The 24,011-nt window shown below is 70.9% G+C and carries 24 protein-coding genes and 1 tRNA gene; 9 read left to right on the forward strand and 16 right to left on the reverse strand.

The window, feature by feature from the left end; all coding sequences use genetic code 11:
- Window positions 1–11: 11 nt before the first annotated feature.
- Window positions 12–1,574, reverse strand: a complete 1,563-nt coding sequence (locus tag QRN89_RS16005) for a hypothetical protein (protein ID WP_290350098.1) — start codon at window positions 1,572–1,574, stop codon at window positions 12–14.
- 104 nt (window positions 1,575–1,678) lie between these two features.
- Window positions 1,679–1,752, reverse strand: a tRNA-Thr gene (locus QRN89_RS16010).
- Window positions 1,753–1,932: 180 nt separating this feature from the next.
- On the opposite strand from QRN89_RS16010, the gene QRN89_RS16015 reads away from it, so the two are divergent.
- The 6 genes from QRN89_RS16015 to QRN89_RS16040 all read left to right on the forward strand — a co-directional run bounded on the left by QRN89_RS16015 (window position 1,933) and on the right by QRN89_RS16040 (window position 8,258).
- Complete coding sequence (locus QRN89_RS16015; RefSeq protein ID WP_290350099.1) at window positions 1,933–3,069, forward strand: ABC transporter ATP-binding protein; 1,137 nt, start codon at window positions 1,933–1,935, stop codon at window positions 3,067–3,069.
- Window positions 3,070–3,269: 200 nt separating this feature from the next.
- On the forward strand, window positions 3,270–3,695 hold the full coding sequence (locus QRN89_RS16020; protein ID WP_290350100.1) for a hypothetical protein: 426 nt from the start codon (window positions 3,270–3,272) through the stop codon (window positions 3,693–3,695).
- A gap of 76 nt (window positions 3,696–3,771) precedes the next feature.
- On the forward strand, window positions 3,772–4,488 hold the full coding sequence (locus QRN89_RS16025; RefSeq protein ID WP_290350101.1) for a nucleotidyltransferase family protein: 717 nt from the start codon (window positions 3,772–3,774) through the stop codon (window positions 4,486–4,488).
- 865 nt (window positions 4,489–5,353) lie between these two features.
- Window positions 5,354–5,791 carry an amino acid ABC transporter permease gene (locus tag QRN89_RS16030; RefSeq protein WP_290350102.1) on the forward strand — a complete coding sequence of 146 codons (438 nt, stop codon included), beginning with the start codon at window positions 5,354–5,356 and terminating at the stop codon, window positions 5,789–5,791.
- A complete protein-coding gene (locus QRN89_RS16035) occupies window positions 5,791–7,653 on the forward strand; it encodes an alpha/beta hydrolase (protein WP_290350103.1) in 1,863 nt (620 codons plus the stop codon). The genes QRN89_RS16030 and QRN89_RS16035 overlap by 1 nt, the downstream gene beginning before the upstream one ends.
- Window positions 7,650–8,258: a hypothetical protein gene (locus QRN89_RS16040; protein WP_290350104.1), complete on the forward strand. Its 609-nt coding sequence runs from the start codon at window positions 7,650–7,652 to the stop codon at window positions 8,256–8,258. Before QRN89_RS16035 ends, QRN89_RS16040 begins: the two co-directional genes overlap by 4 nt.
- 243 nt (window positions 8,259–8,501) lie before the next feature.
- On the opposite strand, the gene QRN89_RS16045 is transcribed toward QRN89_RS16040, so the two are convergent.
- The 9 genes from QRN89_RS16045 to QRN89_RS16085 form a co-directional block, all read right to left on the reverse strand.
- Window positions 8,502–8,831, reverse strand: coding sequence for a hypothetical protein (locus QRN89_RS16045; protein WP_290350105.1), 330 nt, complete (start codon window positions 8,829–8,831; stop codon window positions 8,502–8,504).
- A gap of 81 nt (window positions 8,832–8,912) precedes the next feature.
- Window positions 8,913–9,782: an IS5 family transposase gene (locus QRN89_RS16050; protein WP_290350107.1), complete on the reverse strand. Its 870-nt coding sequence runs from the start codon at window positions 9,780–9,782 to the stop codon at window positions 8,913–8,915.
- Window positions 9,783–10,017: 235 nt separating this feature from the next.
- Entirely contained in the window at window positions 10,018–11,712 is a 1,695-nt protein-coding gene (locus tag QRN89_RS16055; protein WP_290350108.1) for a DoxX family membrane protein, read from the reverse strand.
- Between the two features lie 182 nt (window positions 11,713–11,894).
- The gene (rlmB, locus tag QRN89_RS16060; RefSeq protein ID WP_290350109.1) at window positions 11,895–12,845 is read right to left on the reverse strand and encodes a 23S rRNA (guanosine(2251)-2'-O)-methyltransferase RlmB; all 951 of its coding nucleotides are present in this window, start codon (window positions 12,843–12,845) and stop codon (window positions 11,895–11,897) included.
- A 118-nt stretch (window positions 12,846–12,963) separates the two neighbouring features.
- Window positions 12,964–14,364, reverse strand: a complete 1,401-nt coding sequence (cysS, locus tag QRN89_RS16065) for a cysteine--tRNA ligase (RefSeq protein WP_290350110.1) — start codon at window positions 14,362–14,364, stop codon at window positions 12,964–12,966.
- A gap of 96 nt (window positions 14,365–14,460) precedes the next feature.
- On the reverse strand, window positions 14,461–14,868 hold the full coding sequence (locus QRN89_RS16070; protein ID WP_290350112.1) for a PPOX class F420-dependent oxidoreductase: 408 nt from the start codon (window positions 14,866–14,868) through the stop codon (window positions 14,461–14,463).
- A 95-nt stretch (window positions 14,869–14,963) separates the two neighbouring features.
- Complete coding sequence (ispF, locus tag QRN89_RS16075) at window positions 14,964–15,494, reverse strand: 2-C-methyl-D-erythritol 2,4-cyclodiphosphate synthase (RefSeq protein ID WP_290350113.1); 531 nt, start codon at window positions 15,492–15,494, stop codon at window positions 14,964–14,966.
- A complete protein-coding gene (gene ispD / locus QRN89_RS16080) occupies window positions 15,484–16,230 on the reverse strand; it encodes a 2-C-methyl-D-erythritol 4-phosphate cytidylyltransferase (RefSeq protein ID WP_290350114.1) in 747 nt (248 codons plus the stop codon). The genes ispF and ispD overlap by 11 nt, the downstream gene beginning before the upstream one ends.
- A 448-nt stretch (window positions 16,231–16,678) precedes the next feature.
- On the reverse strand, window positions 16,679–17,161 hold the full coding sequence (locus tag QRN89_RS16085; protein WP_017945956.1) for a CarD family transcriptional regulator: 483 nt from the start codon (window positions 17,159–17,161) through the stop codon (window positions 16,679–16,681).
- A 588-nt stretch (window positions 17,162–17,749) separates the two neighbouring features.
- Here QRN89_RS16085 and QRN89_RS16090 point away from each other — a divergent pair.
- Complete coding sequence (locus tag QRN89_RS16090) at window positions 17,750–18,451, forward strand: DUF461 domain-containing protein (protein ID WP_290350116.1); 702 nt, start codon at window positions 17,750–17,752, stop codon at window positions 18,449–18,451.
- A gap of 151 nt (window positions 18,452–18,602) precedes the next feature.
- Here QRN89_RS16090 and phoP read toward each other — a convergent pair whose 3' ends face one another.
- A complete protein-coding gene (gene phoP / locus QRN89_RS16095) occupies window positions 18,603–19,283 on the reverse strand; it encodes a two-component system response regulator PhoP (protein ID WP_064067557.1) in 681 nt (226 codons plus the stop codon).
- On the reverse strand, window positions 19,280–20,698 hold the full coding sequence (phoR, locus tag QRN89_RS16100) for a two-component system sensor histidine kinase PhoR (protein WP_290350120.1): 1,419 nt from the start codon (window positions 20,696–20,698) through the stop codon (window positions 19,280–19,282). The genes phoP and phoR overlap by 4 nt, the downstream gene beginning before the upstream one ends.
- Window positions 20,699–20,896: 198 nt before the next feature.
- Between phoR and phoU the strand changes: the two genes are divergently transcribed.
- Entirely contained in the window at window positions 20,897–21,574 is a 678-nt protein-coding gene (gene phoU / locus QRN89_RS16105) for a phosphate signaling complex protein PhoU (protein ID WP_093661104.1), read from the forward strand.
- Between the two features lie 239 nt (window positions 21,575–21,813).
- Window positions 21,814–21,963 carry a hypothetical protein gene (locus tag QRN89_RS16110; RefSeq protein WP_290350121.1) on the forward strand — a complete coding sequence of 50 codons (150 nt, stop codon included), beginning with the start codon at window positions 21,814–21,816 and terminating at the stop codon, window positions 21,961–21,963.
- 118 nt (window positions 21,964–22,081) lie between these two features.
- Here QRN89_RS16110 and QRN89_RS16115 read toward each other — a convergent pair whose 3' ends face one another.
- The 3 genes from QRN89_RS16115 to QRN89_RS16125 all read right to left on the reverse strand — a co-directional run bounded on the left by QRN89_RS16115 (window position 22,082) and on the right by QRN89_RS16125 (window position 23,989).
- Entirely contained in the window at window positions 22,082–22,555 is a 474-nt protein-coding gene (locus QRN89_RS16115; protein ID WP_290350122.1) for a GNAT family N-acetyltransferase, read from the reverse strand.
- A 70-nt stretch (window positions 22,556–22,625) separates the two neighbouring features.
- Complete coding sequence (locus tag QRN89_RS16120; protein ID WP_290350123.1) at window positions 22,626–22,880, reverse strand: hypothetical protein; 255 nt, start codon at window positions 22,878–22,880, stop codon at window positions 22,626–22,628.
- Window positions 22,881–23,227: 347 nt separating this feature from the next.
- Entirely contained in the window at window positions 23,228–23,989 is a 762-nt protein-coding gene (locus QRN89_RS16125) for a phosphoglyceromutase (RefSeq protein ID WP_290350125.1), read from the reverse strand.
- Between the last annotated feature and the right edge of the window lie 22 nt (window positions 23,990–24,011).

Below are 24,011 nucleotides of genomic sequence, written 5' to 3' on the forward strand. Positions count from 1 at the left end.
AGGCGTACGGATCAGGCTCCCGGCGCCGTCACCAGCAGCGGAATCGTCAGATCCCGCCCGGGGTAGGACAACCGCAGCTTCACCGGAGTGTCGACCGCCACCGGCTCCGTCGTCACGGTGAAGGTGAGGACGGACGTCTCGCCGGAGCTGCCGACGTTGCCCCACTCATCGGCGGCCGGGACACGCACGGCCGCGTCGTCCGAGACGACGTTCACCGAGAGTCCCCGTTCGCTGCCCGAGGTGAAGTTGACGGTCACCTCGAACGAAGTGCCTCCCTCGACCGTCTCCGGCAGCCCGGTCACGCTCTCCACCCGGGGGATGATCGCGGGTTGGACGGTCCGCTGCGCCGCGTCGAAGATCGACGCGGTGATCGACGGACCGTCGTACCAGCCGGTCGGGGCGTCCTCGTCGACGTCCACCGCGAAGGTCGCCGACGTGGAGCCCGCGGGAATGACGACCTCACCCGGCAGATGCACCCACGGCACCCCGTTCTCGTCCGTGAGGGACACCCGGAGTCCGCCGGCCGGCGCCGGGTTGGCGATCGTCACGGTGTACTCGTGACTGGTGCCGACCAGAAGCGCGTACGGCCCGGCGAGATCCCAGGATCCGGGGTCGAACGGCTCCGGCGCCAGAACCGCCGTGAACGACCTGCTGACCGTCCCGATCTTCGCAGTGAGCGTGACCGGGGTCTCCTTCTGCACCGGCAGCGTGTCGACGCTGAAGGTGCTCCCCAGTCCACCGCTCGGCACGCTCGTGGTCGCCGGCACCTTCACCAGCGAGCTGGAACTGCTGAGCGCCACGGTCGTACCGCCCTCGGGGGCGCTCCCCGTCAGATTGGTCCAGACGCCCAGCCCTCGGCCGCCCACGGCCCAGGTGGTCCCGCCGAAGTTCTTCAGCCCGGGGTCGACCCGGAGGGACCCACTCGCGGCACGGCCGCCGACGGCGGCCGTGAGCACGGCCTGGGTGCGGCCGGACACGGCCGCGGCGTCCACGGTGAAGGCCGCCTCCTTGCTGCCGAGGGGCACCTGGACCGTCGCGGGCACGGTCAACGCGGAGGCCGGAGCCGCACTCAGTCTGACGGTCGCCGGCCCGCCCGTCGGCGCGCAGCTCAGCCGGACCGTGCCGGTCAGCCGGTCCCCGCTGTGGGCGGTGGCCGACGAAAGGCTGACCGCGGCCGCCTGCGGGGCGGGGCACGGGGGCAGCAGCCGCAGCGTGCCGCTCCGGACGAGTCCGCCGCCGAGTTGGGCGTTGATCAGAACGGCGGTGAGCCGGGCGACCGGCTTCGTCGGTACGGAGAAGGCGACGCCGATCCGTCCGGCCTTGACCCGCACGGTCCTGGGGGGAGCGGCCACCGAGCCGCCGGACGACACCGCGAGCGTGACGTCGGCCCTCGGTGCGCAGGTGAGGTCGGCACGGACCACCGCGGCGGTCCCCCCGACGACCGGGGTCGCGGGGGCGGTGACGCTCGCCAGCCGGGGACTGGCGCAGCCCGCGGCCTGAGCCGCGGTGGGCACAAAAAATCCGGTGCCGACGACGGCACCGGTCAGAGCCAGGAGGGCAAAGGTTCTTCGCACGGTCAGAGGGAACACAGCACCTTCAACCCGGAGTCGGACGACGGGACGACACGGCGTGCGGACGAGGATGGCCCCGCCTCGGGAAGGGCGGGGCCATCGCATCGAGCCCCCTGTCGGATTCGAACCGACGACCTACGCATTACAAGTGCGTTGCTCTGGCCAGCTGAGCTAAGGAGGCACTGCGCACGAGTGTAACCGGATCAGCGCGCGCCCCCGCCGGGAATTCCGGCCCCCGGAACTGCTGACAGAACGGCTCCCGCAAGGTACCGTCACCCGAAGTTCACTTCGGTGGACTAGACCCATCCTTCCTTTACTCGGATCGTCCGGCACGTTCCTGCCGGTGAAGGGACACATCACCATGGCCACTGTCACGTTCGACAAGGCAACCCGGATCTACCCGGGCTCCACCAAGCCCGCGGTCGACGGCCTCGACATCGAGATCGAGGACGGCGAGTTCCTCGTCCTCGTCGGCCCCTCCGGCTGCGGCAAGTCCACCTCGCTGCGCATGCTCGCCGGGCTCGAGGACGTCAACGGCGGAGCGATCCGCATCGGTGACCGCGACGTCACCCACCTCCCGCCGAAGGACCGGGACATCGCCATGGTGTTCCAGAACTACGCGCTCTACCCGCACATGACCGTCGCGGACAACATGGGCTTCGCGCTCAAGATCGCCGGCGTCAACAAGGCCACCATCCGGCAGAAGGTCGAGGAGGCCGCGAAGATCCTCGACCTGACCGAGTACCTCGACCGCAAGCCGAAGGCGCTCTCCGGCGGTCAGCGGCAGCGTGTGGCGATGGGTCGGGCCATCGTGCGCGAGCCGCAGGTGTTCCTCATGGACGAGCCGCTGTCGAACCTCGACGCCAAGCTCCGCGTCTCGACCCGTACGCAGATCGCGAGCCTCCAGCGCCGCCTCGGCATCACCACCGTGTACGTCACGCACGACCAGGTCGAGGCCATGACGATGGGCGACCGGGTCGCCGTGCTCAAGGACGGTCTGCTGCAGCAGGTCGACTCGCCGCGGAACATGTACGACCGCCCGGCGAACCTCTTCGTCGCCGGCTTCATCGGCTCCCCCGCCATGAACCTGGTCGAGGTGCCGATCACCGACGGCGGTGTGAAGTTCGGCAACAGCGTCGTCCCGGTGAGCCGCGAGGCGCTGTCGGCGGCCGCGGCCCGCGGCGACCGCACCGTCACGGTCGGCGTGCGCCCCGAGCACTTCGACGTGGTGGAGCTGAACGGCGGCGCCGCCCAGTCGCTGTCCAAGGACAGCGAGGACGCGCCGGCGGGCCTCGCCGTGACCGTGAACGTCGTCGAGGAGCTCGGCGCGGACGGCTACGTGTACGGCACCGCCGAGGTCGGCGGCGAGAAGAAGGACCTGGTGGTCCGGGTCAACGGCCGGTCCGTGCCGGACAAGGGCGCGGAGCTGCACGTCGTGCCGCGGCCGGGCGAGACGCACGTCTTCTCGACGTCGACGGGCGAGCGCCTCAGCGACTGAGCGCCCGACGTACGACGCCACATGGCAGCGGCCCCCTCGCCTTCCGCGAGGGGGCCGCTGCCATGTGCCTCCAAATACCCCGCCAAACCGGGCAATTCACACACCGGCGTCAACCTGCGATTCGAATAATTCCCTCGAACCATCCCTCGCGGGAGTGACTAAATGTCTCCATGTCACTACCGGCCGCTACGCTCGCCTCCGTGACCCAGACAGCAGCCCGCCGTATCGGCCGTACTCTCGCCCTCGTCCTGCCCGTCGTCCTGGTGCTCTCCGGAACCCTGGCGGTCACCAGCGTCCCGTGGGCGAACCGCAGCACCGAGTCCCAGATGCTCACCGCGTCCTCGGAGAACGTGTCGGTCCGCGCCACGTCCCGAGCCCCGCACGACGTCCTCCGCGAGAAGCTCCTCACGGACCTGCAGCAGAAGGATCCGGGCGTCGCGCTCACGAACCTCCAGCGCGCGGTCGAGGGCCGTCCGTCACTGGCGCGGCACTGCATGACGATCGCCCGCGACCTGGGCCGTGCCGCCGTCGCCCGCTACGGGCCCACGCGCGCCCAGTCGTTCTCCCGCCCCGTGTGCGACACGTCCTTCGCCGCCGGCGTCTCGCAGCAGGCGCAGGGCAGCTGACGTCCCGGCCGGCCGGCAGCGGCCGGCGGGACGGGGCCGGACGACCCGCGAGAGGGGCACCGCATATCGTGCCCGTATGCAGACCCATCCGACCCAGGCCGTGGTCCTGGCGGGCGGCCAGGGCTCCCGGCTGCGCCCGTACACCGACGACCGCCCCAAGCCGATGGTCGAGATCCCCGGAACGGGGACCCCGATCATCGGCCATCAGCTTTCCTGGCTCGCCGCCGAGGGCGTGACGGACGTCGTCGTCTCGTGCGGGCATCTCGCCGAAGTGCTGCAGGAGTGGCTCGACTCCGCCGTGCTGCCGCTGCGCGTCACGACCGTGGTCGAGACGGAGCCGCTGGGCCGCGGCGGCGGCCTGAAGCACGCCGCCAAGAGCCTCCCGCACCCGGACGAGCCGTGGTACGCGACGAACGGCGACATCTGGACCCGTTTCTCGCTGCGCGAGATGGCCGAGTTCCACGCGGAGCGCGACGCCACCGCCACGCTCGCCCTGGCCCGCCCCCGCATTCCGTGGGGTGCCGTGGAGACGGACGAGTTCGGTCATGTCCTCGACTTCATCGAGTCGCCGCCGTCGCCGTATCTGATCAACGCCGGTGTGTACGTGTTCTCGGCGGCCTTCGCGGATCTGCTGCCCGACCGAGGCGACCATGAGCGGACCACCTTCCCCCGGCTGGCGCGGGAGCGCTCGCTGGCCGGGTTCCCGCTGCCGCAGGGGGCGTACTGGCGGGCGATCGACACGGCCAAGGACCTCACCGAGGCCGCGAGGGAACTCACCTCCCGGACGCCCTGAGACGCACGCGCCGCGGCCGCGGTCCCCTCACCGTCGCGCCCCACTGCCTCGACGACGTTTCCGTTGGGCGGAGTGACCCCGGCCTGGGCCCGGCCCATGGGAACCGGTGCCTGGTCAGTCAGGCGCCGAGGAGCCCGCGACCAGCCGCGTCGCCGCTTCCAGGGGGTTCCGGACACCCACCGGGGGCGATCGCGTGGAGCAGCGCGCTGAGTTGTTGCGCGTCGTCGTGCGCCACGGCGTCGTTCCAGGTCTCGTCCGGCACTGGCTCCGCCGCGTTGACGTTGCGGGTGACCGCCTCGGTGAGGGCGGGGGCCGCACGCCCGGCGTCCGTGAAGAACGGGGCGTCAGGCCGGCTGAAACGTCAACCCCGACAAGCGTCACCGAGCCCCCCCGGGGAGCCGGCCGATCCGAGCTCGCCCGCAGTGGATGGACTGCCCCACATCCGCTCCGACTTCTGGTCCATCCGGCGGCCTAACCCTCTCGGCCCAGTGGTGACCCACGGTGCAGCGGTACGGATGGTTCGGACCCGATCTCCCGTCGGGTGCGTACCGGGGACGGGTAAATGTCACCCGCGGATGATGACGAGCTGTTGCCCCAGCACTTCCAGACCATCGCTCTCGCCTCCGGTCAGCCGCGAACCGGATGCTCGAGCCCCTGAGCAAGGCCGACGACGCCGAACAGAAAGGGTGTGACCGCTGGCTCAGCGCCGATAACTGGTGCTCAACGCCCGGATCGCTTGAGTACGCGTACTCATTGGCCCCAGCGCCGCCGCCGAGAGAATGTCCACGGGCAGTTCGGTAACCTGCCCCGGTGATCCCGGATGGTCTGGGCGAGCAACGCATATATACGGGGGAGGAGACCACACGTGGCGTGGGACGAGTGGGAGCAGCTCAAGGCATCCGCGGCCGAGCGGCACTCGACAGGAATGCAGCTCAACCAGTTCCCGGCCGATCGCGGCGGTGGCACCCCCTCTTCTGGCAGGCCCCGGCTGAAGCACTCGGCACAGCCGTGGAACCGCGCTGCGGCAACCGCCAGCAGCCTCAGGACCAGCACCGACAAGGTCAAGGCGGACCTGACGGCGGGCCATGCGGGGATGGCGGGCGGCCTGACCGGACTCGCCAGCCTCGGCTCGCTGAAGAGCGTGGTGAGCTCCTGGGAGACCCGCCTGGGTGCAGTACGGGACGAGTGCGAAGGCCTGGAGCCCACGCTGCGGCAGGTAGCCAAGGAACTCGGCGGGGTCGACAAAGAGGTCGGGACCAAGTCGAACGGGGTGAGGGTCCCCCACGGCGGTGACGCCAAGTGATGTCGTCGCTAACCTGGCAGCAGCTGCGAGATCTGAAGCTCGGTGAGCTGGACGACGCCGCCGACAGTTGGGGCGCCGTTTCACGACATGCGGACGCGGCCGATGAACGCGTCACCGGGGACATGAGCGGTGCCCTGTCGAAGACGCAGGAGAGCGAGTCCGCCGAGGCCGCGGTGAAGCGCCTCAAGCAACTCAACCGCAACTACGACTACATCAAGACCGAGTGCGGTCTGATACGCACTGCGGTGAGTGGGCTGGCAGCCGAACTCGCTTCCCCGCAGCGTCGTCTCAAGGAGGCGCTCGCCGACGCCGAGGCCCAGTCGTACACGGTCCACGAGAACGGCAGCATCGACTACCCGACCGGCGGCAAGAACGAGCTGACGGGGCAGCCGGTCCCGGGCGGCACGGCCGTGGGCAGGTCCGGCCTCTACGCGCCCGCCAACAACAACGGTCTCCTCAACCCCGGCAGCGGCTACCAGGCGCCGGGCCTGATCAACCCGAACCCCCACCACGCCAAGGCCCAGGACATTGCCGACCGCATCGCGAACGCACTGCGCGATGCGCGGGAGACCGACGCGCGCTACCAGAGGACGCTCGACAAACTCAAGGCGGCGCCGGGGCTCACCGTCGACGCGAAGACCTGGGCCGACGCGGCAGCCGACATGGAAGCGGTGCGCGAGGCCGCCGGCGACCAGATCAAGCGCGAGATCCCGCTCGACAAATCCCCGGCCGACCGCAAGAAGTGGTGGGACGGACTCACCGAGGTTCAGCGCGAGGAGTATCTCGCGAGCTACCCGGACGTCATCGGCAACCTCGACGGCATTCCGGCCCTGACCCGCGACGAGGCGAACCGGGAAAACCTGCAGCTGCTGATCGCGAAGTTCTCGGGTGAGGACGGCGAGGCGGCCAAGGCCCGGCTGGGCGGCCTGAAGGAGATCCAGAACCAACTGGAACTGAACGCAGCCGCCCGGCTCACCGACCGAAGGGAGCCGCCAATGTATCTGCTGGGCATCGCCGACGAGGGTACCGGCCGGGCGATCGTGGCCTACGGCAACCCGGACACGTCCCGGAACGTATCTGCATACGTACCGGGCCTGGGCACGGCACTCGACGACGACTTCGCCCGGAACGACCTCAAGCGGGCGCACGACACCGCCGTCGGGGCCCGCAAACATGACGTATCCAGTGCCTCTATCGTCTGGCTCGGATACGACCCGCCCCAACTCGGCGGAGTGGATGCCGAGACCTTGCTCTCCAACACCGACGTAATGTCCGCCGACCGGGCCGAACGGGGAGCTCCCGCATACAACTCGTTCATGAGGGGCCTGGGCGCCACCAATGATCACGGTGACCCGCATCTGACGGCGATCGGACACTCGTACGGCTCACGCCTGGTCGGCGCCGCCACCCAGGAAGGGGGCGGGATCCCAGGCGCGGACGACATCGTTCTGCTCGGCAGCCCTGGCGTCGGCGTAGACAAGGCGGAGGACCTGGGTGTCGGCAAGAACCACGTGTTCGTGGGCGCGGCCGAGAACGACCCGGTGAGCAAACTGCCGTCGAAACAGGAAGCGACCGCCGGGGGCGTCTTCATGGGCGGCGGCCCGCTGCTGTCGTACCTGGCCGCGGACATCGCCGACCAAGGTGACGACGACATCTGGTTCGGCAAGGACCCTGCCAGCGAAGCCTTCGGCGCGAACCGGTTCAAGGTCGATGACGGACCACGGCCGATCATCGACGGTGAGGGCCCGACGCCAGCTCATTCCAACTACTTCAACCCCGAAAAGGACCCCGAGTCCGCCGCCAACGTGGCCGCCGTCGTCGCGGGACGGCCCGACTTGCTCACCTCGCAGGAGCACCGATGAAGCACCGCATTCTCGCAGTGGCACTCGTCCTCGCCGTCGTGTCCGGCTGCGGGCTGATCGGCGACGGGGATGCGCAACCGAAGGGAAAGGCACCTACGAACATGAATATGCAGGAAGCCGGGGACCGGGCCGAACAGATCCTCGATGGCATCTTCGGGGCCGTCAAGCCGAGTGTCGAAACTGAGCGCGGTCCGTCGAGCGACTCCATCTGCACCGACTTCAAAAACGACAGCACCGGGACCGGGAGCATCACCCGCCGACGCTACGTGATGACGATCATCTCGGACGAGCGGCGCGGCAACTTCCTCGGGGTCGTCGAGCGCAAGTGGAAGAAGGACGGGTACGAGATCACGTCGGTCCGCAAACACAAGGAGAACCCGGCGATCTTCGCAACGACCCCGGAGGGTTTCCGGGTCGTCCTGGAGTTCGGATACAAGGGTCAGGCCAGCATCGACGTCACCTCGCCCTGCGTGACCGAGTCCGAGGTCACCGAGGCCCCCCGGGAGCCGCTCGACCCGAGCTCCCCCGCGGCGGACGGGTTCCCCTACATCCGCTCCGACTTCTGGTCTGCCAAGACCCCGGCACCGTCTGCGTCAGGCGGCTGAGCCCCTTCGGCCCGGCGGTACGGGCCGTTCGGACTCATGAGCGGTACGGACCCCGAGTCGGCGGCGCTCGTCACCGCCTGAGTCGGGGTCACGATGGCCGTCCTCGACGACCCAGGCGGTGACGAGCGGATCGCCTTCATCCCGTACGACACCGTGCCCTCGTCAAGATTGCGCCGACGCGCGCTCGATGACCGCCCCTCCGCGTCAGCGGCCGGTCCGGGGCCGTGTCACCTAAGGCGTGTTTTAGAACTCGTTGATCTGCCTGGCTGGCCCTCCTGGGAAGTCGCGGACGGCCAGCCAGTGGGTGAGGTCACTGGCGATGTGGCCGATGTCAGATTCGGTAGTCACTTCGTGCTCGCGGCGGGTGGCGTCGCGCAGGACCACCTCGTAGCCGCCTTCGTCCAGGACGGCCACGGAGGCGAACCAGGCCGGGTCGTCTTCGTCGGGCTGGACGATGACGAAGGTGTTGTCCGAGCCGTCGAGCTCATCGATCAGCATGAACAGCACGTCCTCGGACGGGTCGTCGACGTGGACGCCGTTCTCGCTGTCCGCGCAGTAGTACGTGGCCCCCATCTGTCCCTCTCAGGTTGTCGACGCGCCGGGCTGACACTGCGAGGCAGCATGGCATGTATGGGTGACATCGCCGGGTCCGTGTCAGAGCCATTCGTGGATCGCGGCGATGTGGACGTTGGCCTCGAAGCGCACGGCGAGCTTGTCGAACCGGGTGGCCACGGCCCGGTTCCGCTTGAGCCCGTTGATGCCGCACTCGACTGCGTGCCGGGCCTTGTAGTCCTCGCGGTCGAAAGCTGGAGGCCGCCCGCCGACCGAGCCACGGCGCCTGCGGTGGCCCGCTTGGTCGGCCGGTTCGGGGATGGTGCAGCGGATGCCGCGCTTGCGTAGATAGGCGCGGTTGGCTCGCGAGGAGTAGGCCCTGTCTGCGCGGACCCGGAGCGGGCGTCTGCGAGGACGCCCCCGCCCCTGCCGGGGCACACGGATAGCTTCCAGGACCGCGACGAATTGGGGGCTGTCGCCGCGCTGACCGGCGGTGATCAGCAAAGATAACGGCCTCTGGCCCTGTACGCAGGCGAGATGGATCTTGGTCGTCCAGCCGCCGCGGGAGCGCCCCAGGCCGTGGTCATCCGGCTCGGTGCGGGTGCCACCGGGCGGTTCCTTCTGTTCCTTGCCGTCGCGGCGGGCACCGGCCGCGTGCTGGTGAGCCCGGCAGATCGTGGAGTCGACATTCACCTCCCAGGTGATGAGCCCGGCCGCGTCGGCCCGAGCCTGCAATCCGGTCAGCACCGTTGCCCAGACGCTCTCGCGCTGCCCGCCGCGAAAGAGCCCATAAACCGTCTGCCACGGCCCGTACTCTGCCGGCAGATCCCGCCACGGTGCACCGGTACGCACCCGCCACCGGATTCCGTCGATCAGCCTCCGTCGACACAACGACGGTCTGCCCACCCGTGCAACGGGCAACAACGGCTCCAGCACAGCCCACTGGCCATCAGAGAGATCCCCACGCCCCACACCGGGATCATCCCGGCGCGGAGCATGGGCAAAGGAGCAGTTCTAAAACACGCCTTAGGTGTATTGCACTGTGAGGTTGCGCGATGGCCTCCAAGGTGCGGTGGTGATCGGCTCACCGTCGACCTCGGAACGGATCGGCCGGCATCAACGGCTCGATCCGGTCCCACATCACATCAGTGATCACTAATCGGATAGACACATCCGATCAACTGACCACCGATCAAAGAGACACGCTCTAGCCGAGGAGACCGCCGATCGGGTTCCGGTTGCCGCCGCTGCCGCCGCCGTTGCCGCCACCCGTACCGCCGGTGCCGCCTCCGCCGTCGGAGCCGCCGACCGAGCCTCCCGTGCCGCCGTCCGTACCCCCCGAGTCGCCGGTTCCGGAGGAGGAGGGGCCCGAGCTGCCGGACGGCGGGTTCACGGGCTCGGACTGGACCGGAGCCTGCTCCCCGTCGGTGCCCCGGGACTCGCTCGGCCGGCCCGCCTCGCCGGCGCTCCCGGTCTCACCGGCCGTCTCGGACGGCTCGGCCCGCTCCGCGGCGGGGCTGCTCGACTCACTCCTGGAGGGCTGGGCGCTCCGCTCGGCCTCGCGGGTCGGGCTGCGCCGGCCGGACTCGCTGGGGAGCGCCGCACCCGGGAGGTGGTTGGTCGGGTCGACGTCGGGGCCGGGGACGGTCACGAGTTCCGTGGACCGCACGGCACCGCCGAGGACCGAGCCGACCAGCAGCGTCAGACCGACCACCACCGCGGCGAGGATGCCGCCGCGCCGCAGCACACGGCGTCGCAGCTCCCACAGTTCGGAGCGCGGGCCGAGCTTGCGCCAGGCTTCGCCCGCCAGACGGCCGTCGACGGAGTAGACGGGGGCGCCGGCGATGATCAGCGGCGACCAGGCCGCGAGGTTCATGATGTCGGGCGCGTCGTACACCGGGACGGTCCGCCAGCTGACGGTCATGATCAGGGCGGCGGAGAGCGAGGCGCCGACGACGGCCGCGACGCGCTGCCAGAGGCCGAGGACGGTGAGCACGCCGACGACGACCTGGAGGAACGCGACGGTGAGGCCCGCGCCGACGGGGTGGGCGAGGGCGAAGTCGCGCAGCGGCTCGGCGAGGGCCCAGGGCTCCAGGGACGCCAGCCACTTGATCATGGAGCCGCGCTCCCCGCCGTCGAAGTAGACGGGGTCGCAGAGCTTGCCCATCCCGGCGTAGATCGAGATGAAGCCGAGGAAGACGCGGAGCGGGAGGAGGACGACGCCGAGGTTCATCCGGCGGCCGGGGTAGTAGGCGTGGCGCACGCCGCCGTACGGGGCGGTCGCGGTCTGCCGGCCGCCGCGTCCGCCGTGCGCGGCGAAGTCGGTCGCCTCCTCGGCTTCCTCGCCGTACGGCTCGTAGGCGTCGTACGCACCCTCCGCCTGCCGCATCGGGGGCAGCAGCGGCTCCCGGCGCTGGGCGCCGATGACGGGCGTGGGCAGGGTGTCCGGGGAGGAGGGCGCGTCGACCCGGGGGATGACCTGCGTGGCGGCGCCGAGGTCGAGGCCGTGACCACCGTCGAAAGCCCTGGTGTCGTCGAAGGCCCTGGTGTCGTCGAACGCGGGCCGGCCGTCGTGTGCGCGTCCGGGGTGGGTGACGGACCCCGCGCTGCGCACGGCCTGCAGCAGCCCCGAGGCCCCGGGGTCGCCCGGGGCGGACTTCCCGCTCCACACGACGGGTGCCCGGCGCCGCGCCACGGGACGCGCACCGGCACCGCTGAGAGCGGGGATCCTGGTGGTGTCGACCATCCCCCGGACAGGGCGCCTGGTCGGACTCGGGCCGAGCTTCACCCGGAAGCTGGCGTGGTTCACGATGACCTGCGCCGGATCGCAGTCCACCTTGGGGGTGTTCAGGGGGAGCTGATCGTCGAACCCGGGCCGGGGCGTTCTGGTGTCCACACTCATCTAACCGAGTGACCTGTCCTTAGGACACTGCCTTGACGGCCCCGGAATGTCCGAGACCCGTCAAGATCGTTCCCGGCTCGGGCGCCGCCCTCCGGCCCGGCGCGGGAGGTGCGTCGCAGGCACGCCCCCGACGTGCGCCGACGCCTCCGGAACGCACGGCCCCGAAGGCGTCCCCGCCTCCGTCAGGCCCGGCGGCGCGCCGCCTCGTAGAGGACCACGCCCGCCGCGACACCGGCGTTGAGGGACTCCGCCCCGCCCGGCATGGGGATCCGGACCCGGAAGTCGCACGTCTCGCCGACGAGTCGGGAGAGCCCCTTGCCCTCGCTGCCGACGACGATGACGACCGGGCCGTCGAGGGCCTCCAGCTCGCCGACCTCGACCTCGCCGTCCGCCGCGAGGCCGACCACCGTGATGCCGGCCTTCTGGTAGGCCTCCAGGGCCCGGGTCAGATTGGTGGCACGGGCCACCGGTGTACGGGCGGCGGTGCCGGCGGAGGTCTTCCAGGCGCCGGCGGTCATGCCCGCGGCCCGGCGCTCCGGCACGACCACGCCGTGGCCGCCGAACGCCGCGACGGAACGGACGACCGCGCCGAGGTTCCTCGGGTCGGTGACGCCGTCGAGGGCCACGATCAGCGGGTCCTCGCCGTCGTCGAAGGCGGCGGCCGCGAGGTCCTCGGGGTGGGCGTACTCGTACGGCGGGACCTGGAGGACGAGGCCCTGGTGGTTCAGGCCGTTCGTCATCCGGTCCAGCTCGGCGCGCGGCGCCTCCATCAGGTGGATGTTGCCGCGCTGCCCGGCGAGCTGCAGCGCCTCGCGCACCCGCTCGTCGTTGTCGATGAACTGCTGGACGTACAGCGTCGTCGCGGGTACGCCGTCGCGGAGCGCCTCGAAGACCGGGTTGCGGCCCACGACCATCTCGGACGAGCCCTTGCCGCCCCGGCGGGCGACCGGGCGCCGCTGGACCTGCTTGGCCTTGGCGTTGGCGATGCGGTTCTTCACATGGCCCTTGCGTGCCGACGCGGGCGGGGTCGGGCCCTTGCCCTCGAGGGAGCGGCGCCGCTTGCCACCGCTGCCGACCGTCGCGCCCTTCTTGTTGGACGTACGGCGGTTCCTGCGCTGGCTGTTCCCGGCCATGACTACCTGTTTCCCTGAATCCTCGTGGGTCCCGGACGGTGCCGCTCGGGTCCCTGTGCGTGTGTACGTACGTAGGAAAGTGTGCCGCCCGGAACCCCGGGCGGCACATTGTCGCCGGTCAGCGCGGTGCGAGTGTCCAGCGCGGGCCGTCGGGGCCGTCCTCGACGGCCAGCCCGGACTGGTTCAGCTGATCGCGGATCGCGTCGGCGGTGGCCCAGTCCTTGCGGGCCCGTGCCGACTCGCGCTGCTGGAGGACGAGCTGGACGAGGGTGTCGACCACGCCGTGCAGGTCCTCGCCGCGGTCGGACTCGCCGGCCCAGTGCGGGTCGAGCGGGTCGAGGCCGAGGACGCCGAGCATGGCGCGCACCTCGGCGAGCCGGGCGACGGCCTCTTCCTTGTCGTCGGCGGCCAGCGCCGAATTGCCCTGCCGGACGGTGGTGTGGACGATCGCGAGCGCCTGCGGGACCCCCAGGTCGTCGTCCATCGCCTCGGCGAACGCGGGCGGCACCTCGGCGGCGGGGGCCACCGTCTTCCCCGCCTTCTCGGTGACCCGCTGGATGAAGCCCTCGATCCGCGCGAAGGCCGACTCGGCCTCGCGCAGCGCCTCCTCGCTGTACTCGATCATCGAACGGTAGTGCGGGGTGCCCAGGTAGTAGCGCAGGACGATGGGCCGCCAGTTCCTGACCATCTCGCTCACGAGGACCGAGTTCCCGAGCGACTTCGACATCTTCTCGCCGCTCATGGTCACCCAGGCGTTGTGCACCCAGTAGGAGGCGAAGTCGTCACCGTAGGCCTTGGCCTGCGCGATCTCGTTCTCGTGGTGGGGGAAGACCAGGTCGAGCCCGCCGCCGTGGACGTCGAAGGCGGAGCCCAGGTACTTGTGCGCCATGGCCGAGCACTCCAGGTGCCAGCCGGGGCGGCCGCGTCCCCACGGGGTCTCCCACGACGGCTCCCCGGGCCGCTCCGCCTTCCACATGGCGAAGTCGCGCGGGTCGCGCTTGCCGGTCTCGTTGTCGCCGGAGGGCTGGCGCAGGTCGTCGATGTCCTGGTTGGAGAGTTCGAGGTAGCCGGGGAAGGACCGCACGTCGAAGTAGACGTTGCCGTCGGCCTCGTAGGCGTGGCCCCGCTCGATCAGGCCGCGCATCATCTCGACCATCTCGGTGATGTGGCCGGTGGCGCGCGGCTCGTAGCTGGGCGGCAGGCAGCCGAGGGCCTCGTAGCCCGCGGTGAACGCGCGCTCGTTCTCGTACCCGATCGCCCACCAGGGGCGCCCCTGGTCGGCGGCCTTGGTGATGATCTTGTCGTCGATGTCGGTCACGTTGCGGACGAACGTGACGTCGTAGCCGCGGTACTCGAACCAGCGGCGCATGATGTCGAAGTTGAGCCCGGACCGGATGTGCCCGATGTGCGGGGCGGACTGCACGGTCGCGCCACACAGGTAGATCGAGACACAGCCCGGCGTGAGCGGGACGAAGTCGCGGATCTGCCGGGCGCTGGTGTCGTACAGCCGAATAGTCACGCCTCAAGAGTAGTGGGCCGTCGGCAGTGCCCCGCGCCCCTCTGGGACGCGGGGACCGATTGTGACCCGTGAGCCGCGCCGCGGTCCGCGGCCGGTTCAGGCGAGCGGCCCGACGACCTTCCGCGGGGTGATCCGGACGACCACGCGCGGCGCGTCCTTCCCCGAGTCCGGGTTGAACTCCGCGTACCTCTTGCCGGTGTACTTCACCGACAGTTCGTCGATCAGCTCCTGGCCGCCCTCCTCGGTGAGGGTCACGGTGCCGCGGACCTCCGCGTAGACGTACGGCTCGTCGACGGGCTGGACGACGACGGTGGCCCGCGGGTCGCGCCGGAGGTTCTTCTCCTTGCGCCGGCCGAGGGTCGTGGAGATCAGCAGGTCGTCGCCGTCGCGCTTGACCCAGACGGGGGAGACCTGAGGGCTGCCGTCGGGCTGGACGGTGGCGATGTCGACGAACACGGGGCCGTCGAGGATGTCCTTGAGCTTGTCGCTGAGTGCGGCGGTCACGGTGCGGTCCTCCCTGGACTTCGGCGCGCGGGGTGCGTGCGCAGGAATTCGTTCACGTCACAACCGCATCTACCCCACCGACGGCCCCGTACGGCTCAGGACGCGCGGAACACGAGCGCCGTGGCGATCGCGGCCAGCCCTTCGGCCCTGCCGGTCAGCCCGAGCCCGTCGGTCGTCGTGCCGGACACGGACACCGGGGCGCCGGCCGCGGCGCCCAGCGCCTTCTGCGCCTCCTCGCGGCGCTTGCCGATCTTCGGGCGCACGCCGATGACCTGCACCGCGATGTTGCCGATCTCGAAGCCCTCGGCGCGGACGATCCTGGCCGCCTCGGCGAGCAGCGTGACCCCCGAGGCGCCGGACCACTCGGGCCGGCCGGTCCCGAAGTGGGCGCCGAGGTCGCCGACCCCCGCGGCGGAGAACAGGGCGTCGCAGGCGGCGTGGGCGGCCACGTCGCCGTCGGAGTGGCCGGCGAGGCCCCAGCCGCCGGAGTCCTCCCAGAGGAGTCCCGCGCACCACAGCTCCCGGCCCTGCTCGAAGGCGTGGACGTCGGTGCCGATGCCGACGAGCGGCACGGCGGGGGTGTGCGCTGCGGGCGGCGTGGCCGGCCCGGTCGTGTCAGAAGCCATCGTTGGCCCTCCTGCGGGCGAGCACGGCCTCGGCGAGGACCAGGTCGAGCGGACGGGTCACCTTGAACGCCTCCTCGTGGCCGGGCACGACCACCACCGGGGCGCCGAGGCGCTCGACCATCCCCGCGTCGTCGGTGGCGCCCTCACCCCTGACGGCGACGGTCTCGTGGGCGCGTACGAGCGTGTCGCGGTCGAAGCCCTGCGGGGTCTGCACGGCGCGCAGCCTGGCGCGCTCGGGGGTGGCGACGACGGGCTCGGGCGTGCCCTTCTCCCGCGGCTCGACCTCCTTGACGGTGTCGGCGAGCGGCAGGGCGGGGACGACGGCGGGCGCCCCGTCGAGGACGGCCGCGATCACGGCGTCGACCGTGTCGACGGGAACGAGCGGGCGGGCGGCGTCGTGGACGAGCACGGTGCCGACCGTCTCGGGCAGCGCTTCGAGGCCGAGGCGGACGGACTCCTGGCGGGTGTCACCGCCCGGCACGACCAGGTAGTCGGTCCGCTCGGGCAGGGCGTGCGCGTCGAGGAGGTTCTTGACCTCGGGGGCGCCGTCCGGCGGCGCCACCACGACGACGAGCGAGACGGCGCGCGAGGCCGCCATGGCGCGTACGGCGTGGATCAGCATGGGGGTGCCGTTGAGCGCGCGGAGCGCCTTGGGGGCACCCGGGCCGAGCCGTACGCCCCGGCCGGCCGCGGGAATCACCACGGCGGTGCGGCCCGTGCGCGTCTGTTCTGACATCGGTTCCACTCCGGGGATCAAAGTCGCGGAAGGTCACGGTAAGCCGCCGGCAGCCGGAAAAGGAACCGCCCCTTTTTTCGGCATGCCCGGGGGGAATTGACATGGCCAGGTTTGTTCCCTCGGCCGATATGGGTATGGCCTGGGCGTACCCCGACCGAAGGTTGGGGAGTGCCGGGCGCGACGCCCTCGACCGGACCCTTCCGTGACGACCGGTCGAGCCGGCTGTCCGCCCGGCCCGGCGCACCAGGAGGGCAGGGGACGGGGGACACGGCGGGGATCGGCACAGCGCGCGGCGTCCGGCAGTGCGGTGGACATGCCGCAGTGCCCGGCGACACAACCTTCCAGCTGGGTCAGCGGGCACCGCGGCATTCAGTTCTGCACCGTGGACACGCGCCTGACGCCGGACCACCGCCGGCCTCAGGCCCTGCTTCTCACAGCAGGACGCGCGTCAGGACGCGAGGACCTCGTCGAGCAGGGCCTCGGCCTTGTCCTCGTTGGTGTTCTCCGCGAGAGCCAGCTCGCTCACCAGGATCTGGCGAGCCTTGGCCAGCATGCGCTTCTCTCCGGCGGAGAGACCGCGCTCGCGCTCGCGGCGCCACAGGTCACGCACCACTTCGGCGACCTTGATGACGTCGCCGGAGGCGAGCTTCTCGAGATTTGCCTTGTAGCGACGGGACCAGTTCGTCGGCTCCTCGGCGTACGGCGCGCGCAGCACGTCGAAGACCCGGTCCAGCCCGTCCTGACCGACCACGTCGCGCACGCCAACGAGATCCGCATTGTCCGCCGGCACACGAACCGTCAAGTCGCCCTGGGCGACCTTGAGCACCAAGTAGGTCTTGTCCACGCCTTTGATCTGGCGAGTTTCGATGGCCTCGATCAGCGCGGCCCCGTGATGGGGATAGACCACGGTGTCGCCAACCTTGAACGTCATGTGACAGGTACCCCTTCCGTGGCTATCCAGGGTAACACGAGAACGGCTTCTTCTGAATGACGTTTTCGCAGGTCAGGGCATATCTCGGGGCTTGACAACAGCAACATGGACGTGCTGCGGACAGCTTCCGGAAGGGGGTATTCGCAGGTGGGAGCGGCTGCACGGGCGCCCGGAAACACGGGCGTTACGCACCTCACAACCCCCGTCCAAGTGGCCGAAAGTCCCGATTTGCCGGGTTCTCAGCAGTCTACTTCGCCTACTCCGTTCGAGGCTCGGTCACCCGTCCGGCGGGACGCGCGAGAGGGAATCCCGAATTGATCATCCGGAGATCGCCGGAAGACCGCCGGGGAGCCGTCGGCGTTTTCCCGAGGAATGCGCGACGACCTCGGAATTGATCACGCTGCTTATGTGAACGACGGATGAAATCCGGCACGGGAGCGGGGTTCGGATCCGGCCACGGGAGCACGGCCGGGGCGCCCGGGGCCGTGTCGGGGGCGGGTCGGGTGCGGGACGCCGACGAGGGGTCGGTAACCTAAGCCCGCTGACCGATCTTCACCCCGTCCGTACGTCCTAGGAGATGCCGCCGCCGTGAGCAGCAGCCTTCGACGCGGCGCCCTCGCCGCCACTGCCCTCCTGTTCTCGATCGCCTCGCTCTCCGCATGCGCTGCGGGCAACGACGCCCAGACCCTCGGCGTCCGGCCGGACAACGCCGAGACCTCGGTGGGCGACATCAAGATCCAGAACGCCACGGTGATCACCCAGCCGCAGCGCGGCGTCCAGGGCCAGGCAGCCGTGTCGGCGACCCTGTTCAACGACGGCACCAAGGAGCAGACGCTCGACTCCGTCACGCTGCCGGGCACCAAGTCGACCGTGAAGCTGTCCCCCGCCACGGGTGCCGGCCCGATCACGCTGGCGCCCGGCGGCTCGGTCGTCCTGGGCGGCAAGGGCAACCCCTCCGGCGTCATCGAGAACAGCGGCGAGGCCGGCGAGCTCGGCGACGTCCAGCGGATCGTCTTCCGCTTCAGCGAGACCGGCGACGTCACGCTCGACGCCTTCGTCGTCCCGGCCGCCGACTACTACCGCGACTACGGGCCGTCCAGCCTGCCCCAGCCCCCGGCCTCGTCCCCGGCCGCCAGCCCGACGGGCTCGGCCCCGGCGGAGGGCGCCCACGGCAACGAGGCCGAGGACGGCGAGAGCGGCGAGCACAGCGGCGAGACGGAGGGCGGCGAGCACAGCGGCGAGACGACCCCCTCGGACTCCGCCTCCGCGTCCCAGAACGCGGGCCACTGACGCCCGCGCGGCGCGGCACGCGAACCCGGGGCGTCCCCGCTCCGCACGCCGCGCGCCGGCCGTGCACCGCACGTGCGAAGGCGGCCCCGCCAGGAAGTCCTGGCGGGGCCGCCTTCGTACGCACTCGGCCTGTCCGGGAGGCGGGGCCGGTCTACGGCTCGAACTTGTAGCCGAGACCGCGCACCGTCACCAGGTAGCGCGGGGCGCCCGGGTCGGGCTCGATCTTGGCGCGGAGGCGCTTGACGTGGACGTCGAGGGTCTTGGTGTCGCCCACGTAGTCGGCGCCCCAGACGCGGTCGATCAGCTGCATCCGGGTCAGGACGCGGCCCGCGTTGCGCAGGAGCATCTCCAGGAGGTCGAACTCCTTCAGCGGCAGGTCGACCTTCCCGCCCGCCACGGTGACGACGTGGCGGTCGACGTCCATGCGGACCGGTCCGGCCTCGAGGGCCGCCGGGGCGACCTCCTCCGGCTCGCCGCGGCGGCGCAGGACCGCGCGGATGCGGGCGACCAGCTCCCGCGAGGAGAACGGCTTCGTCACGTAGTCGTCGGCTCCTATCTCCAGGCCGACGACCTTGTCGATCTCGCTGTCCTTGGCCGTGACCATGATGACCGGGACGTTGGACCGGCCGCGCAGCTGCCGGCAGACCTCGGTGCCGGGCAGTCCGGGCAGCATCAGGTCGAGCAGGACGAGGTCGGCTCCGTTGCGCTCGAACTCGTCGAGGCCCTCGGGCCCGGTGGTCGCGACCGCGACCTCGAAGCCCTCCTTGCGGAGCATGTAGGAAAGAGCGTCGCTGAAGGACTCCTCGTCCTCGACGACAAGCACTCGGGTCACGGAAGGACCTCCGGGGCAGGCAGTGGTTCGCGTGGTGTGGTCCGAGGATCAGGACCGGAAGGGGAGTCGGGGTCCGACTCCGTCGGGCGGTCCGCCTCCGCACCGGGGGCTTCGCGGTGACCGGAAGCGGCGTCGGAGTCGGGACCGGGGTCGGAGTCGGGATCGGGGTTCGGGTCGGACGCCGGATCGGCGTCGTACGGTCCGGCGTCGGCGTCCTCGCCGCTCCGGACCTGCGTACGGTCCCTGACGGAGCCGGCCTCCGGCAACCGCAGGGTGAAGGTGGAGCCCTGGCCCTCGGTGCTCCAGACCGTGACCTCCCCGCCGTGCGAGGCGGCCACGTGCTTGACGATGGCCAGGCCCAGGCCGGTGCCACCGGTCGCACGGGAGCGGGCGGGGTCGACCCGGTAGAAGCGCTCGAAGATCCGCTCGCGGTCCTTCTCGGAGATGCCGATGCCCTGGTCGGTCACGGCGATCTCGATCTGGTCCCCGCCGGGGGCGGTGACGCGGCGTGCGGCGATGCCGACGCGGGTGCGGGCCGGGGAGTAGTTGACGGCGTTCTCGACGAGATTGCCGAGGGCCGCCGCCAGCTGGCCCCGATTGCCCCAGACGTGCAGGCCGGCGGTGCCGTCCGCCCGGGTGGTGCCGCCGACGGCCATGGTGATCTGCTTGGTGGACGCCGTGTGGCGGGACCGGTCGATGGCTTCGGCGACCAGTTCGTCCACGCGCACGGGCTCGGCGTCCTCGAGCGGGTCGTCGTTCTGCACCCGGGAGAGGTCGATGAGCTCCTGCACGAGGTTGGTCAGCCGGGTCGCCTCGATCTGCATCCGGCCCGCGAAGCGGGTGACCGCCTCGGGGTCGTCGGAGGCGTCCATGACGGCCTCGGAGAGCAGCGAGAGCGCACCCACCGGCGTCTTGAGCTCATGGCTCACGTTGGCGACGAAGTCGCGCCGTACCGCTTCGATGCGCCGGGCCTCGGTGAGGTCCTCGACGAGCAGCAGCACCAGGCGGGAGCCCAGCGGCGCGACCCGGGCGGAGACGGCAAGGGCCTCGCCGCGTCCGGTGCCGCGCCTCGGCAGATCGAGTTCCACCTGCCGTATCTCGCCGTCACGGCGGGTGTCGCGGGCCATGTGGAGCATGGGTTCCACGGCCAGCTTGCCGCCCCTGACCAGGCCGAGCGCGTACGCGGCCGAGCTGGCCTTGACGACGGAGTCGCTCTCGTCGAGCACGACCGCCGAGGAGCGCAGCACGGAGAGCACCGTGTCGACGCCGGGCGGCAGCACGGCGTCCGTGTGCAGGGAGCTGCGGGTGGGTCTCGCCTGGTCGCGCTCGCTCCAGCGGAACGCCAGCATGGCGATCACGCCGGTGCACACCCCGGCGATCGCGGCCAATGCGGCGACCGCCGCGTTCACGTCCATGCATCCAGGTTATGCACGCTCGTCCCGGCTCTCCCAGCCGTCCGAGTGGCACCTCGAACAGTCGTCGCCCAGAGTTCACCAAGGGGAAGGGAGCGGTTCACTTGGGAGGGTGGATCCGGACGCGTTGCGGACGGAACGTGGGAGCGTGGGGGTTCAGCCCCACCCGGACCCCCTGACGCTTTCAAGAGAGGGAACCCCATGCGGGACGCGTACCACGAGGAACTGGACTCGATCGGCGAGGGCCTCGTCGAGATGGCCAGGCTGGTCGGCTCGGCGATCGGGCGCGCCACCACGGCCATGCTCGACGCCGATCTCAAGCTCGCGGAGAGCGTGATCGCCGCGGACCAGAAGGTCGACGATCTCCAGCACGACCTGGAGGCCCGGGCGATAGCCCTGCTGGCGCGCCAGCAGCCGGTCGCGACGGACCTCCGCATCGTGGTGACCTCGCTGCGGATGAGCGCGGACCTGGAGCGCTCCGGCGATCTGGCCCAGCACGTGGCCAAACTGGCCCGGCTGCGCTTCCCGGACTCGGCGGTCCCGCGTGACCTGCACGCGACCATCCTGGAGATGGGGCAGCTCGCGCAGCGCCTGATGGCGAAGGCCGCGGAGGTCATCATCACCAAGGACGTCGACCTGGCGCTCCAGCTGGAGACGGACGACGACGAGATGGACCTGCTGCACCGGACGCTCTTCACGCACCTGATCGACGACCGCTGGAAGCACGGCATCGAGACCGCGGTCGACGTCACGCTGCTCGGGCGCTACTACGAGCGGTACGCCGACCACGCGGTGGCCGTCGCCAAGCGTGTCGTGTACCTGGTCACGGGCGAGCACGCGGACGAACTCCAGCCGGAGACGAGGGTCGAGGGCGCGTAGCGGGCGGACCGGCGGCATCCGGTGGCGCCGAGACCCCGCGTGCGGGCGGGACCGGGCACCGGAGCGGTTACGGGGTCGGGGCCGGAGACCGGAACGGTGTACGGGATCGGGGCGCGGGGTCCGACGCGCCGGGCGGGACCGGCTCGCGGCGACTTGGCCTCCGTGCGCCGTTGATGCGCCGGGCCGACTGGGCATGCAATGGGGAGAGGCGTCAAAGGTGCGCCTTTGAGGAGGATCCCATGGCCGACTCCCCCACGACCGACCCGCGCCAGGACGTGTCCGTCGAAGTGCCCCAGGAGCCGCGCCGGCTCCCGTTGCTCGGTGCCTGCGGCTGCGGCTCGGGCTGCGGTTGCGGCTGCCAGTCGGGCGCGCCGTGCCAGTGCGGCTGACCGAACGTGCGCCCGAGGGGCCCCGTCCGTGCGGACGGGGCCCCTCGGCCCGCCATGGCGAAGGTGAGCGTCCGCACCGCGGGGGCTGACGGCTCCGCGAGCCCCGGCCCGCGGCTCCTCAGGAGGCGGGAGCCAGGTCCAGCACGCCGACGGTCTGGCCTCCGCTCGTCTCGCCGGTGGTCCGGAAGCCGAGCTTCAGGTAGAACGCGCCGGGTCCGGCCTCGCCCGGCTCCCAGGTCGTGAAGAGGCGATCCCGCCCGCGCCGCCTGATCTCCTCGCCGACGGCGCCCACGGCGAAGCGCCCGTACCCGCGGCCCTGCGCGTCCGCCGCGATGTTCAGCCGCCACAGACCGCTGCGCCGGTCCTCGGGGTCCCCGGCCGGGTTCCACGCGATGTCGAGGAACGCCATGAGGAAGCCGACGAGCCGGTCCCCGTCGACGATCAGCCGCGGCCAGGCCGTCTCGCCCCACGCGTACGCCTCGGCGAGCGAGACCGCGACCGGCTCGACGTTCTTGTCCTGCTCGGGCCGCACGCGCAGCTTCAGCGCGGCCTCCACGTTGTCCGGCGGGATCTTCTCCAGGCGCAGGGTCATGCGCGCACGCCAGCGACGAACGCGCCCCCGCCCGGGGGCGGTTCGCTGCCGTGCGCGCTGCCGCCCGTGCTCACCTCACGGCGACGAGGATGACCACGACGTCGTTGAAGTTCCTGTCGAAGTCGTCGTAGTACCGGTCGTAGTACCGATCGTGGTGCCGGTAGTCGCGGTAGTCGTCGTAGTAACCGCAGCCCCCGCCCCTCCAGTCGGAACAACCCCGATCAGCCGTGACCTGGCTCGCGGCGAACGCCCCGGTTGCCGGCATCACGCCGAGTGCGAGCCCTGCGGCTCCTGCCGACAACGCGGCTACGATCCTGCGGCGCATTCCCATGCACCTCCGACCATGAAGAATTAATCAGACTTTCAGGGCATTTCCAGCGTCCTCCCCCTACGGGGACCTGTCAAAGAGAACGGCGACCATGACCGGCGAACACGCGCTGGTCTGCGACGACGCCCCCCGGGAGGTGCTGCTCACGGATCCGGGCGAGGCAGCGGTCGCGGGCCCTCCGGGGCTCGGGCGGGCGAGCAGAGGTGCGCGATCGGCCGGAGCGGGACCGCCTCGAGATCTCACGGGCGGCATCGCGACGCGGCTGGAAAACGCGGGCGGCACGCGGGCACCGAAAAGCCCCCTCCCCGCGAAGGACCGCGGGGAGGGGGCTTGTTCGTGAGCGACTACTTCTTCTTGCCCTGGTTCTTGACCGCCTCGATCGCCGCCGCCGCGGCCTCGGGGTCGAGGTACGTGCCGCCCGGGTTGAGCGGCTTGAAGTCGGCGTCCAGGTCGTAGGCCAGCGGGATGCCCGTCGGGATGTTCAGGCCCGCGATGTCCGCGTCGGAGATGCCGTCCAGGTGCTTGACCAGGGCGCGCAGGCTGTTGCCGTGGGCGGCGACGAGGACCGTGCGGCCGGTCAGCAGGTCCGGGACGATGGCGTCGTACCAGTACGGGAGCATGCGGACGACGACGTCCTTGAGGCACTCGGTGCGCGGGCGCAGCTCCGGCGGGATCGTCGCGTAGCGGGGTTCGTGCGCCTGGGAGAACTCGTTGTCGTCGTCGATCGGCGGCGGCGGGACGTCGTAGGAGCGGCGCCACAGCATGAACTGCTCCTCGCCGAACTCCGCGAGGGTCTGCGCCTTGTCCTTGCCCTGCAGGGCGCCGTAGTGGCGCTCGTTCAGACGCCAGGAGCGGTGCACCGGGATCCAGTGGCGGTCCGCGGCCTCCAGCCCGAGCTGGGCGGTGCGGATGGCGCGCTTCTGGAGCGAGGTGTGCACCACGTCGGGGAGCAGACCGGCGTCCTTGAGCAGCTCGCCGCCGCGGACAGCCTCCTTCTCGCCCTTCTCGGTGAGGTTGACGTCCACCCAGCCGGTGAACAGGTTCTTCGCGTTCCACTCGCTCTCGCCGTGGCGGAGGAGGATCAGCTTGTACGTCGCGTCGGCCATGGAGCCGAGCCTAATCGACGCC

Origin of the sequence: Streptomyces sp. HUAS CB01 (assembly GCF_030406905.1) — a bacterium.
GTDB lineage: Bacteria > Actinomycetota > Actinomycetes > Streptomycetales > Streptomycetaceae > Streptomyces > Streptomyces chengbuensis.

Excerpts from the sequence above, each read along its gene's own strand:
- QRN89_RS16040 (WP_290350104.1), top strand. The coding sequence starts at position 7,650 with ATGAAGCACCGCATTCTCGCAGTGGCACTCGTCCTCGCCGTCGTGTCC.
- QRN89_RS16045 (WP_290350105.1), bottom strand. The coding sequence starts at position 8,831 with ATGGGGGCCACGTACTACTGCGCGGACAGCGAGAACGGCGTCCACGTC.
- QRN89_RS16110 (WP_290350121.1), top strand. The coding sequence starts at position 21,814 with ATGGCCGACTCCCCCACGACCGACCCGCGCCAGGACGTGTCCGTCGAA.
- ispD (WP_290350114.1), bottom strand. The coding sequence starts at position 16,230 with ATGTCAGAACAGACGCGCACGGGCCGCACCGCCGTGGTGATTCCCGCG.
- rlmB (WP_290350109.1), bottom strand. The coding sequence starts at position 12,845 with ATGGCCGGGAACAGCCAGCGCAGGAACCGCCGTACGTCCAACAAGAAG.
- ispF (WP_290350113.1), bottom strand. The coding sequence starts at position 15,494 with ATGGCTTCTGACACGACCGGGCCGGCCACGCCGCCCGCAGCGCACACC.
- phoU (WP_093661104.1), top strand. The coding sequence starts at position 20,897 with ATGCGGGACGCGTACCACGAGGAACTGGACTCGATCGGCGAGGGCCTC.
- QRN89_RS16055 (WP_290350108.1), bottom strand. The coding sequence starts at position 11,712 with ATGAGTGTGGACACCAGAACGCCCCGGCCCGGGTTCGACGATCAGCTC.
- QRN89_RS16085 (WP_017945956.1), bottom strand. The coding sequence starts at position 17,161 with ATGACGTTCAAGGTTGGCGACACCGTGGTCTATCCCCATCACGGGGCC.
- QRN89_RS16115 (WP_290350122.1), bottom strand. The coding sequence starts at position 22,555 with ATGACCCTGCGCCTGGAGAAGATCCCGCCGGACAACGTGGAGGCCGCG.
- phoR (WP_290350120.1), bottom strand. The coding sequence starts at position 20,698 with ATGGACGTGAACGCGGCGGTCGCCGCATTGGCCGCGATCGCCGGGGTG.
- QRN89_RS16015 (WP_290350099.1), top strand. The coding sequence starts at position 1,933 with ATGGCCACTGTCACGTTCGACAAGGCAACCCGGATCTACCCGGGCTCC.
- QRN89_RS16120 (WP_290350123.1), bottom strand. The coding sequence starts at position 22,880 with ATGCGCCGCAGGATCGTAGCCGCGTTGTCGGCAGGAGCCGCAGGGCTC.
- QRN89_RS16035 (WP_290350103.1), top strand. The coding sequence starts at position 5,791 with ATGTCGTCGCTAACCTGGCAGCAGCTGCGAGATCTGAAGCTCGGTGAG.
- QRN89_RS16125 (WP_290350125.1), bottom strand. The coding sequence starts at position 23,989 with ATGGCCGACGCGACGTACAAGCTGATCCTCCTCCGCCACGGCGAGAGC.
- QRN89_RS16025 (WP_290350101.1), top strand. The coding sequence starts at position 3,772 with ATGCAGACCCATCCGACCCAGGCCGTGGTCCTGGCGGGCGGCCAGGGC.